This window comes from Ensifer sp. NPDC090286 (assembly GCF_044769565.1).
In the GTDB taxonomy this organism is placed as follows: Bacteria; Pseudomonadota; Alphaproteobacteria; order Rhizobiales; family Rhizobiaceae; genus Ensifer.
The window spans coordinates 541,838-552,354 of sequence record NZ_JBIVYF010000003.1; the positions used below are offsets into that span (position 1 = coordinate 541,838).

Here is a 10,517-nt window from a genome sequence, read left to right on the forward strand (position 1 = left end):
ATTCGAAGAAGAAGCGGAAATGCTCCAGGAATTGCCAAGAGCCGGAGCGGCTTACTTGAAGCGGTAGGTGATACGGCCCTTGGTAAGGTCGTACGGGGTCATTTCAACGAGAACCTTGTCGCCGGCAAGCACGCGGATGCGGTTCTTGCGCATGCGGCCAGCCGTGTGAGCGATGATCTCATGCTCGTTTTCGAGCTTCACGCGGAACGTCGCATTCGGAAGCAATTCGGTGACCACGCCCGGAAATTCAAGGACTTCTTCTTTCGCCATGTAGGACTGTTCTTTCTATCTTTGTTTAGGGAACCGTCAGGTATCCCGAAAAATTCGCCGGAAACTACACAATCGACGAGGATTTGTGAACCATCTAAGACCGGCTTTTGCGCTTTTGTGACGGGCTACTGTGCCGCGCGTCGGATCAGAAGCGCGAAGCCGCTATAGCACTTCGTACCGCTCCATGTCTCTAGTCTTAAATCGATCGGGATTTAAGCGGGCATGGAAACGTCTTGGGCTGGAAACCGCCCGCGAATTTTCAGCAAAGCCTCAGACGTCTTCCGACTTCTTCGAGCCGACCAACCGATGATTGATCAGCATCGACAGGTGATCGCGCACCGCGCGATAGGCATCGACGATCTGCTCGCGCGTGCCGGCGGCCACCGTCGGATCCGGCGTCGGCCAGTAGACCACGTCGACGGCCATGGAACGCGTCAATTCGAGCGCCTTGTGATGGGCTTCCGGCGCCAGCGTGACGATGAGGTCGAAGTAGTCGTCCTCCAGCTCGTCCAGCGTATGCGGCTGATGGCGACCGAGGCTCAGGCCCACTTCGGCCATGACCACGTCGACGAAGGGATCGCGCTCCCCATGCCGTACACCCGCTGAGGCAACATAGGTTCCGGCCGGCAGCGCCGCCTTGGCGAGTGCTTCGGCCATCGGCGAGCGGATGGCGTTCATGCCGCACATGAAGAGGACCGAGCGGGGCATTTTCAAGCGCTGAGCCTCGGTTCCCGCCATGCCGGTCGCCGCCCTCACCCGCGCCAGTAGAGCACGCAGACGAGCGTGAACAGGCGGCGGGCAGTGTCGAAATCCAACCGGATCTTGCCGGAGAGGCGATCCATCAGCGTCTGCGAACCTTCATTATGGATGCCACGCCGCCCCATGTCGATCGCCTCGATCTGGCTCGGCGTCGCCGAGCGGATCGCTTCGTAGTAGCTCTCGCAGATCATGAAGTAGTCCTTCACGATCCGGCGGAACGGGGTCAGCGACAGGATATGGGTGGCGACACCGTCGCCTTTCTCGGTCGAGATCGCGAAAACCAGCTTCGCATCGACAAGCGAGAGGTTGAGCTTGTAGGGGCCGCCCGGATGGCCGGCCGGCTCGAACAGGTTTTCTTCGAGCAGGTCGAAGATCGCAACCGCGCGTTCATGCTCCACGTCAGGGGTCGAGCGGCCGATGGTCTCGTCCAGAACGACATCGCAGAGACGCTGGTTGCGGTCCGCCTTCATCCAGCATCACCGAGATTGAGGCGAATGGCGACGGAGCGCGCATGGGCCTCAAGGCCTTCGGATTTGGCAAGAACGATCGCCGCCGGCCCGAGGATCCGCAACTGCTCGGCGTCAAGGCGCAGGATCGAGGTGCGCTTCATATAATCGAGCACGCCGAGGCCGGAGGAGAAGCGCGCCGAGCGGGCGGTCGGCAGCACGTGGTTGGAGCCGCCGACATAGTCGCCGATGACCTCGGGCGTATGGCGGCCAACGAAAATCGCGCCGGCATTGCGGATCTTGGCGACCATCGGTTCCGGGTCGGCGAGTGCCAGCTCCAAGTGTTCGGCAGCGATCCGGTTTGCCAGCGGTACGGCCTCTGCAAGATCGGGCACGAGGATGACGGCGCCGAAATCGCGCCAGCTTGCCGACGCCGTTTCGGCGCGCGGCAGCGTCTTCAATTGCCGCTCGACCGCGTTCTCGACCGCCTGGCCGAATTCCGCATCGTCGGTGATCAGGATCGACTGGGCGCCGACATCGTGCTCGGCCTGGGCGAGCAAATCGGCGGCGATCCAGTCCGGATCGTTGTGCTTGTCGGCAATGACCAGCACTTCGGAGGGGCCGGCGATCATGTCGATACCGACCGTGCCGAAAACCTGGCGCTTGGCCGCAGCCACATAGGCATTGCCCGGGCCGACGATCTTGGCGACCGGCGCAATCGTCTCGGTGCCATAGGCAAGGGCGGCTACGGCCTGCGCGCCGCCGATGCGATAGATTTCCTCGACGCCGGCAAGCCGTGCCGCAGCCAATACTGCCGGATTGATCGCACCGCCCATTGCCGGCACCACCATGACGATGCGGGGAACGCCCGCAACTTTCGCCGGCAGCGCATTCATCAGCACCGAACTCGGATAGCTCGCGGTCCCACCAGGCACATAGAGGCCGACGGCATCGACTGCCGTCCAGCGCGAGCCGAGGCCGACACCCATGGAGTCCTCGTAAATATCGTCCTTCGGGCGCTGGCGCGCATGGTGCGCCTCGATACGAGTGGCGGCGACCTTGAGCGCACCGAGAACCTCCGGCTCGACTTCCTGGATCGCCGCATCGATCTCAGCGGCGCTGACGGCCATCGGCGTCACCGAGAAATCGACGCCATCGAAACGCTTGGAGTATTCGGCAAGCGCCGCATCGCCGCGCAGCCGCACGTCGTCGATGATCTTCTTGACCACCGCATTGACGTCCTCGGACACCTCACGCTTGGTCGTCAGGAATGACGCGAACTTTTGTTCGAAGTCACCGTCGAGAAAATTAAGCCTGATTGCCAAAGGGGACGTCCTCGTATGCCAGTGTCACATGCCAATGTGGGCGGATCGATCAGCGTCAAGCGCCTTCGGGGTGCTTGGGCTTGAAAGCGGTTTCCCACGCCCCGCCGGTATCCGCAAGCTGCGTTTCGATGCATTCGACGTCAAGCGCGATCGAGGCGTCGCCAGCCAGAACCAGCTCCAGCGTGCCTTCCGGCCCCTCGCCCTCTACCGTGAACTTCAGCGTCAGCAGATCGAGCACCGCTTCGCCATCACGCCGGTCGAAGCCGACGGAGCGCACCGCATTCACCCGCTTGAAGAGGAGAAGCGCCCGCCGGCGCTCGAAGGAGCGGCGCTTGCCATCGGCCGTTTCCCAGACGAAGCGGTTGACGATGAGCGAAAACTGCTTGCGGCGCGCGTCGTATTCCAGGCCCGAAACCTTGAACACGGCATCCTGGACGTGGGCGGAGACGACAGCGAGATCCTCCTCGTCGAGCGCCAGCAGCTTCAATCCGGTCATGCCATCCATTCCTTTCGTTTCGCCGCACATCTTGCCGTGCCACAATTGAAATGGACATAGGATGTTGCGCCTGAAACCGCAACGGTATCAGGCGCAACCGAAGAAATCAGTCGCTGACGCGCTCCACATGCGCACCGCAACGGGTGAGCTTCTCTTCGAGCCGCTCGAAGCCGCGGTCGAGGTGGTAGACGCGCGAGACCATGGTTTCGCCTTCGGCGGCAAGGCCGGCGATGACGAGCGAGACGGAGGCGCGAAGGTCGGTCGCCATGACTGGCGCACCCTTCAGGCGGCTGACGCCCTCGATCTTGGCCGTCTGGCCCGAGAGCGAGATCTTGGCGCCAAGACGCGCGAGTTCCTGCACGTGCATGAAGCGGTTTTCGAAGATCGTCTCGGTGATGTGCGAGGTGCCCTTCGCCATCGTCATCAGACCCATGAACTGCGCCTGCAGGTCGGTCGGGAAGCCCGGGAAGGGATCGGTGACGATATCCACCGGCTTGATGCCGGCGCCATTGCGCACGATGCGGATGCCGCTGTTGGTCTCGGTGATCTCGGCGCCAGCGCGGCGGATCGCTTCGAGAGCCGTGTCGAGCAGGGCCATGTCGGTGTCTTCGAGGATGACGTCGCCGCCGGTCATGGCAACGGCCATGGCATAGGTGCCGGTCTCGATGCGATCCGGCAGGACGCGGTGGCGCGCGCCGGAGAGCGAGCGCACGCCCTCGATGGTGATCGTCGGAGTGCCCTGGCCGGTGATCTTGGCGCCCATGGCGTTGAGGCAGTTGGCAAGGTCGACGACTTCAGGCTCGCGTGCGGCATTGCCCAGCACCGTGGTGCCATTGGCAAGGGTCGCTGCCATCATCAGCACGTGAGTGGCGCCGACCGACACTTTCGGGAAGGTGTAACGCGCGCCGATCAGGCCGCCGGCGGGCGCCGTCGCGTTGACGTAGCCGCCATCGATCTCGATGTTGGCGGAAAGCGCCTTGAGGCCCTCGATGAAAAGATCGACCGGACGCGTGCCGATGGCGCACCCGCCCGGCAGCGAAACGCGCGCCTTGCCTTCACGGGCGAGCAGCGGGCCGATGACCCAGAAGCTTGCGCGCATCTTCGAGACCAGCTCGTAAGGGGCGGTCGTATCGACGATGTTGCGGCAGGTGAAGTGGATGGTGCGGGCGTAGCTCTCGCCCTGGCGCTCGCGGCGGCCGTTGACGGAGATGTCCGCGCCATGATTGCCGAGGATGCGGATCAGCTGCTCGACGTCGGCCAGGTGCGGCACGTTTTCGAGCGTCAGCGTGTCGTCGGTCAGAAGCGACGCAATCATCAGCGGCAGGGCCGCATTCTTGGCGCCCGAAATCGGGATGACGCCATTGAGCTTGTTGCCGCCTACAATCCTGATGCGATCCATGAGGCCTCTCGAACGGGCTTGGCCCGCCTTTCCAAAATAATCCGATGTTGTCTGAAGGCGCCTCTTTAGTGGAGACGCCGCGAAATTAGAAGTACCTTGAACGCCGCGCATCCGTTCAGACGCCTGGCGCTGTAATATTTAGGTCGTTGCACAGCTTTCCCCCGCGATCGGTCCCGATTTACGGACCTGTGCATTCGAACGGCCGATGGCCATGCCGCCGGCAAATTGAGAACGAAGCGGCGGATACCGCTTCCTGCCCGTACTAATCTTGGGATTCGTCCGTTTTTGCGGCAGGAAGACCGCTGACTTCATCAGCAGCGCCGGATCGGCGCGCCCGCATCTGCTGCTTGCGGCGCATGAGGTTGTCGCGCAAGTTCCTGGCAAGACGCGCCTTTTTCAGGTCCGCCTCGGTCGTATCCTTTATCTTTTTCTGGCGCACCTTGCCGTCCGCCTGTCGCTCGTCAGGCGTGGACACGGCCTTGCCGCTTTCTTCGTCGTCTGTTTGCATGTCCATGCCATAGCGCAAAACCAGGGTCTTCGGAAGCGCCAGCGACTTTTCTCACAGCTCTTCACGAAAAACTTCGAAAACCTGCTTGCACTCCCCGCTCAGCTATGGCAATAGCCCCCTCGCTTGATGCGGCTGACACACGAACCGGCCGCCAGATGCTGCTATAGCTCAGGGGTAGAGCACTCCCTTGGTAAGGGAGAGGCCGAGAGTTCAAATCTCTCTAGCAGCACCAGTTTTCTCTCAAGAGATACAATCGCTTATTCGCGTGCAAAGCGCTTCGCAATGCTCCGTCGGTTGCCATCTGTAAGCCGCCTCATCCGAACATTTGAGCGCATCATCCGTGACGGGTCAGTAGCTCACGCCTTACCCTTTTCGGTCCTCCGACAGCCATTCACCTGGTACGTCCTCTGCGCTACACTTCGATTCGGGCGCGCCCACGCCTCCCCCCTCCGATCGGGAAAGCAGATTTCATGCGGGGCCACCCATCATCGAACCGACTGTTCGAGCATTGCGCATAAGGAGGGATTGCGAAGGTTGCTCGCATCAGGAGGTTACCGATGAAACTGACTGCGCCGATCTACCATCTCAAACGCAAGGCGAAACGCCTATGCCGCGACGAAGCCATTTCCTTGCACGAGGCGCTCGATCGCATCGCCGTGCAGGAGGGTTACAGCAATTGGAGCCTGCTTGCTGCCAAACACGCGGCGGCGGGCATCGAAACGGCGATCCAGCATTCGCAGCTCGACCCCGGCGATCTCGTTCTCCTCGGCGCGCGTCCCGGCCAGGGTAAGACGCTGCGAAGCCTCGCGCTTGCTGTTGAGGCCATGAGGGCCGGCCACAGAGCCTTCTTCTTCACGCTGGAATACACCGTTGCGGACGTGATCGGGCGCTTTACCGCCATCAAGGCCGACTACGACCAGTTTGCGTCGTTATTCGAGATCGATTGCTCCGACACGATCAGTGCCGACCATATCGTTGACAGGCTGTCGACGGCGAACCCAGGCACGCTTGTGGTGGTGGATTATCTCCAGCTTCTCGATCAGCGGCGCGAAAACCCCACGCTTGGCGACCAGGTGCGCAAATTGAGGGCATTCGCGCGGCAACGCGGGCTCATCATCATCTTCATCTCGCAGATCGATCGGTCCTTCGAAGCCGCCGCGAGACCATTTCCGGACCTGGACGATATCCGTATGCCGAACCCGCTCGATCTCCGGCTTTTCGACAAGGCCTGCTTCTTGAGCAAAGGGGAGGCTCGGCTCCAATCAATCAATTGATACGAAGCTTGGCTGGCTGACATCGGGAACGTATCCGCTTTCGCCGCGTTACCGTTCCAAAGGCAGCAACGCGGAGGCTTCTCAATGAAAGGTATCGTTCTCTGGCTTATGGGCGTGCCGCTCATCGTCATCATCCTTCTCTACATGTTCGTATTCTAGAGAAGCAAAATGCAACGGCAGGTTGGCAGATTAACGCGACCTTAAGATTCCACTGCCAGATTTGACATTGCGATGATGGACAATCGCAACATCTTTGATCCCCTTTTGAAACCGGCTTCTGCCGGTTTCTTTTTTGATGCGCCTGTTTCGTACTTGGCGTTACTTGCTTGCGTTACTTGGCGGTCAGACCTTGACCGCCTGCTCCACGAAATCCTGAGAGCCGAAGAACTTGAGGTAACGCTCGACCTCGGCCGGGTCACCGGTCGCCTTACGCGGATTGTCGGACAGCTTCACCGCCGGGCGGCCATCGGCTTCGCTGACCTTGCAGACGATCGAAATCGGGCTGAGACCGCTGATTTCTGTCGGCGCGCAACCGGCGAAATCGTTGGTAAGGTTGGTGCCCCAGCCGAAGCTCATGCGCACGCGCCCCTCGAAGTGGCGGTACGTCTCGATGATCGTGTCGACGTCGAGACCATCGGAGAAGATCAGCAGCTTTTCCCGGGGATCCCGGCCCATCTTCTTCCACCAGGCGACGATTTTTTCGCCGCCTTCGATCGGCGGCGCACTGTCCGGCCTAAAGCCCGTCCAGTCCGCCACCCATTTCGGCGCGTCACGCAGGAACGCCGCTGTGCCGAAGGCATCGGGCAGGACGATCAGGAGATTGCCGCCATAGAGCTGGTTCCAGTCCTGCAGCACCTTGTAGGGGGCGGCAGCCAGTTCCTTGTCGTTGCGGGCAAGGGCTGCGGCCACCATCGGCAATTCGTGTGCGTTGGTGCCAAGCGCTTCCAGATCGTTGTCCATGGCGAGCAACACGTTGCTGGTACCGGAGAACGAGCTTCCGATCCCTTCCTTCAGCGCCTCGACGCACCAGCGCTGCCAAAGGAAGCTATGGCGGCGGCGCGTGCCGAAATCGGAAATCCTGAGGTTCGGATATTGCCTGAGGCGCTCGACCTTGGACCACATCTTTGCCTTAGCGCGGGCATAGAGCACATCGAGGGTAAACGGGCCGAGGCCCTTCATTGCCGAGCGCGAGCGCAGCTCGTTGATGATCGCCAGCGCCGGGATCTCCCACATGGTGGTCTCCGCCCAGCGGCCGCGGAAGGTCAGCTCGAACTGGCCGTCGCTGCGTTTCAGCTCATAGTCAGGCAAACGGAATTTCGCGAGCCAGGCGAGAAACTCCGGCGAGAAGATCTGCTTGCGGCCATAGAACGTATTACCGGCAAGCCAAATCATTTCCTTCTTGGAGAACCGCAGTTCGCGCGCGTGATCGAGCTGCTCGCGCAGTTCCTGCTCGTCGATCTCGTCGGCAAGCCGCACCGTCTTCGTGCGGTTGATCAACGAGAAGGTCGCGTCGACATCCGGATAGAGCTGCCAGATCATCTGCAGCATCAGGAGCTTGTAGAAATCCGTGTCCAGCAGGCTGCGCACGATCGGGTCGAGCTTCCAGGCGTGATTGTAGACGCGCCTGGCGATATCGGTCTTCGTCATCGGTGAAATTGCTCCTTCCTCTTGGGCGAGGCTAGATCATCCCGGCTAGTTCAGCTCGACGCCGGCGTCACGCATGCGCGTGATCATGGCATGAAGCGAGCCATTGAGGTCGATGCCCCGACAGGCGTCGAGAACGACCGAGGTCGAGAAGCCCTGCGCCACCGCGTCGAGCGCAGAGAAGGCAACGCAAAAATCGGTCGCGAGCCCGCAGAGCGTCACCTTTTTGATGCTGCGGTCCCTGAGATAGCCGGAAAGACCGGTCGGCGTCCGGCGGTCGTTCTCGAAGAAAGCGGAATAGCTGTCGATCTGGGGACGGAAACCCTTGCGGATCAAAAGCTCGGCGCGGGTCCATTCGAGCGCCGGATGGAATTCGGCGCCAGCGCTGCCCTGCACGCAATGATCCGGCCAGAGCGTCTGCGCACCATAGGGCATGGCGATCATTTCGAAGGTTTTTTTGCCGGCATGGCTGGAGGCGAAGCTCGAGTGGCCGGCCGGATGCCAATCCTGGGTCAGAACCACATGCTCGAAGCGATCGATCAGGCCGTTGATCATCGGCACGATCTCGTCGCCACCTGCCACGCCGAGCGCTCCGCCCGGGCAGAAATCGTTCTGCACATCCACGACGATCAACGCTTTATCCGCCATCATTCACCTCTTGGCCGATCAACTGGTTATCGATCACCAAAATCGATTTAAGTCCAAGATCAATCACAGAATTTGAGCGACGACAAGCCAGTTCCGCAGGCTTAGAGGATCAGCAGGATAGATAAGCAAAAAGGGCGCCGGCATGGCCGGCGCCCTTGAATAAATGCGATTGAAAACAATCAGTTTCCGAGATTGTTGATGTTGTCCGCGATCGAGAAGCCGGAATTGGCGATGCCGACCGGCTGGGCGACGAAATTGAGGAACTTCGAGAAATCGACCGACGGATGACGCGAGGCGTAGATGACGTCGCGATTCTTGACCGGGAACGTCTGGCCGACGATCAGGCTGTCCGGCTTGCTCATGTCGAAGCGGTAGACGATCGGGTAGCGACCGACGCTGTCGGTCTTCATGCCCTTGCGCAGCATTTCGTTGAAACGCTGCTGACCGAGCAGGCTCATGACCACATCGGGCTCTTCGTAACGGAAGATGAAGTAGCCCTTCATGTCGAGCGTGTAGTCCGAACCACCGCCGGCAAGGCCCATGGCCTCGAGCAGGTTCAGGTCGTTGGCGCCGAATTCGACGCGCTGGTTGGCCTTGACCGCACCGAGGATCGTGAAGCGGCGCGGATCGCGCGTCACGAAGATCTGGTCGCCCGGCTTGACGTGGATATTTTCCGACGGGTTTTCGATGATCGACTTCAGAAGAACCGTTCCGGTCTTCTTGCCGCGCACCAATGTGACGAATGTTTCATAGGGCTGGGCCACCGGGCCACCGGCCTTGGCGATGACTTCGTTGATCGTTTCGTCGACGAGGCTCAGCGGCACCACCGACGATTTGCCGACGGCACCCGAAACCGTGACGTTGCGCGATGCGGTGCTCATGCTGGTGACGATGACGTCGGGCTCGACGGCCTTCTGCTTCAGCGCTTCTAGGATTTCCTGGCGCGCCTGCTCCAGTGTCAGGCCGGCAAAACTGACCGGGCCGACATAGGGGATGGCAGCCTTGCCATCCGGCTGAACGACGAGATCGATGCTGGTCTGCTTGGAGTCCTGCGTCGAGAACAGGCCGTCGCTGCCGGCTTCGAAGATCGAAACCTTGAGCTGGTCGCCAACGCCGATGACGACGCGGCCGACACCGCCGCCAATGCCGAAACGGCGATTGAGCGTCGAGGAGACATAATCGGAAACAAGACGCGCGGAGCGCCCGTCCACATCGACGATGTCGAAAACCGTTGCATTCTGGCGGCCGATCTCGGCGCCGGACTGGCCGGCATCCTTGACGATCGCCCCAGCCAGCGGTCCCTCACCAGGCACAGCCTGGCATCCGACAAGGGCGGAACAAAGCAGAAGGGCACTGACTCGTTTCAACTACGACACTCCACATTCGGCACAGCCATGATTTTGCTCATGGTTCCGCGCCGCATCATCCCCCGGCAGGGAATTTCGCCGGTCTCTGAAAAGCACAATCGCCGTCCCACAACAAGTCACCCCAAGACCAAGACGGGCAATTTATTTGAGCCCGCGTCTTTCTGGTCATACCTTCGATACCTTGAGCGTGGTTTGTCGCCCAATCCGACTTGGACTGGCGTTGACAGCGTGTATATCTTCAGTCTTTGGGGTTGAAAGCTAGGGACTTTAAGTTAAAAGCTGACTAATGAGGCGGAACGAATATAGCTGGGGATAGCCCACAAGCATGACGATTGGCGATTGCATTTTGACCTCCGCCGCGCAATCGCAGGTGCAACTTTA

At 60.7% G+C, this 10,517-nt stretch carries 11 protein-coding genes and 1 tRNA gene; 2 read left to right on the top strand and 10 right to left on the bottom strand.

Translation table 11 applies throughout. From position 1 onward, the window contains the following. Positions 1–51 precede the first annotated feature (51 nt). The 7 genes from infA to ACIQUG_RS17880 form a co-directional block, all read right to left on the bottom strand. Positions 52–270: a translation initiation factor IF-1 gene (gene infA / locus ACIQUG_RS17850; protein WP_004435948.1), complete on the bottom strand. Its 219-nt coding sequence runs from the start codon at positions 268–270 to the stop codon at positions 52–54. A gap of 270 nt (positions 271–540) precedes the next feature. After that, positions 541–1,008 carry a low molecular weight phosphatase family protein gene (locus ACIQUG_RS17855; RefSeq protein WP_402323370.1) on the bottom strand — a complete coding sequence of 156 codons (468 nt, stop codon included), beginning with the start codon at positions 1,006–1,008 and terminating at the stop codon, positions 541–543. Positions 1,009–1,022: 14 nt separating this feature from the next. Then, a complete protein-coding gene (locus ACIQUG_RS17860) occupies positions 1,023–1,499 on the bottom strand; it encodes a UPF0262 family protein (protein ID WP_043613116.1) in 477 nt (158 codons plus the stop codon). Next, positions 1,496–2,800: a histidinol dehydrogenase gene (gene hisD / locus ACIQUG_RS17865; protein WP_402323371.1), complete on the bottom strand. Its 1,305-nt coding sequence runs from the start codon at positions 2,798–2,800 to the stop codon at positions 1,496–1,498. The genes ACIQUG_RS17860 and hisD overlap by 4 nt, the downstream gene beginning before the upstream one ends. A 55-nt stretch (positions 2,801–2,855) precedes the next feature. Then, positions 2,856–3,296 (bottom strand): DUF2948 family protein, encoded by a 441-nt coding sequence (locus ACIQUG_RS17870; RefSeq protein ID WP_043613197.1) that lies wholly within the window; start codon positions 3,294–3,296, stop codon positions 2,856–2,858. A gap of 106 nt (positions 3,297–3,402) precedes the next feature. Continuing rightward, the gene (gene murA, locus ACIQUG_RS17875; RefSeq protein ID WP_192447886.1) at positions 3,403–4,695 is read right to left on the bottom strand and encodes a UDP-N-acetylglucosamine 1-carboxyvinyltransferase; all 1,293 of its coding nucleotides are present in this window, start codon (positions 4,693–4,695) and stop codon (positions 3,403–3,405) included. Between the two features lie 262 nt (positions 4,696–4,957). Next, positions 4,958–5,209 carry a hypothetical protein gene (locus tag ACIQUG_RS17880; protein ID WP_402323741.1) on the bottom strand — a complete coding sequence of 84 codons (252 nt, stop codon included), beginning with the start codon at positions 5,207–5,209 and terminating at the stop codon, positions 4,958–4,960. Between the two features lie 151 nt (positions 5,210–5,360). On the opposite strand from ACIQUG_RS17880, the gene ACIQUG_RS17885 reads away from it, so the two are divergent. Together ACIQUG_RS17885 and ACIQUG_RS17890 are read left to right on the top strand one after the other, a co-directional pair. Beyond that, positions 5,361–5,435 (top strand) — tRNA-Thr (locus tag ACIQUG_RS17885). A gap of 325 nt (positions 5,436–5,760) precedes the next feature. After that, positions 5,761–6,477 (top strand): DNA helicase, encoded by a 717-nt coding sequence (locus ACIQUG_RS17890; protein WP_402323372.1) that lies wholly within the window; start codon positions 5,761–5,763, stop codon positions 6,475–6,477. A gap of 342 nt (positions 6,478–6,819) precedes the next feature. On the opposite strand, the gene pncB is transcribed toward ACIQUG_RS17890, so the two are convergent. From pncB to ACIQUG_RS17905, 3 genes are all read right to left on the bottom strand, one after another. Then, entirely contained in the window at positions 6,820–8,124 is a 1,305-nt protein-coding gene (gene pncB / locus ACIQUG_RS17895) for a nicotinate phosphoribosyltransferase (protein WP_034797014.1), read from the bottom strand. Positions 8,125–8,169: 45 nt separating this feature from the next. Beyond that, entirely contained in the window at positions 8,170–8,769 is a 600-nt protein-coding gene (gene pncA / locus ACIQUG_RS17900) for a bifunctional nicotinamidase/pyrazinamidase (protein WP_402323373.1), read from the bottom strand. Between the two features lie 179 nt (positions 8,770–8,948). Beyond that, complete coding sequence (locus ACIQUG_RS17905; protein WP_192447888.1) at positions 8,949–10,136, bottom strand: polysaccharide biosynthesis/export family protein; 1,188 nt, start codon at positions 10,134–10,136, stop codon at positions 8,949–8,951. Positions 10,137–10,517: the final 381 nt, after the last annotated feature.

What these genes read in the sequence shown, in the direction of transcription:
- infA (WP_004435948.1), bottom strand. Translation starts at nt 270, where the DNA reads ATGGCGAAAGAAGAAGTCCTTGAATTTCCGGGCGTGGTCACCGAATTG.
- ACIQUG_RS17880 (WP_402323741.1), bottom strand. Translation starts at nt 5,209, where the DNA reads ATGGACATGCAAACAGACGACGAAGAAAGCGGCAAGGCCGTGTCCACG.
- ACIQUG_RS17890 (WP_402323372.1), top strand. Translation starts at nt 5,761, where the DNA reads ATGAAACTGACTGCGCCGATCTACCATCTCAAACGCAAGGCGAAACGC.
- pncB (WP_034797014.1), bottom strand. Translation starts at nt 8,124, where the DNA reads ATGACGAAGACCGATATCGCCAGGCGCGTCTACAATCACGCCTGGAAG.
- pncA (WP_402323373.1), bottom strand. Translation starts at nt 8,769, where the DNA reads ATGGCGGATAAAGCGTTGATCGTCGTGGATGTGCAGAACGATTTCTGC.
- ACIQUG_RS17860 (WP_043613116.1), bottom strand. Translation starts at nt 1,499, where the DNA reads ATGAAGGCGGACCGCAACCAGCGTCTCTGCGATGTCGTTCTGGACGAG.
- murA (WP_192447886.1), bottom strand. Translation starts at nt 4,695, where the DNA reads ATGGATCGCATCAGGATTGTAGGCGGCAACAAGCTCAATGGCGTCATC.
- ACIQUG_RS17855 (WP_402323370.1), bottom strand. Translation starts at nt 1,008, where the DNA reads ATGGCGGGAACCGAGGCTCAGCGCTTGAAAATGCCCCGCTCGGTCCTC.
- ACIQUG_RS17870 (WP_043613197.1), bottom strand. Translation starts at nt 3,296, where the DNA reads ATGACCGGATTGAAGCTGCTGGCGCTCGACGAGGAGGATCTCGCTGTC.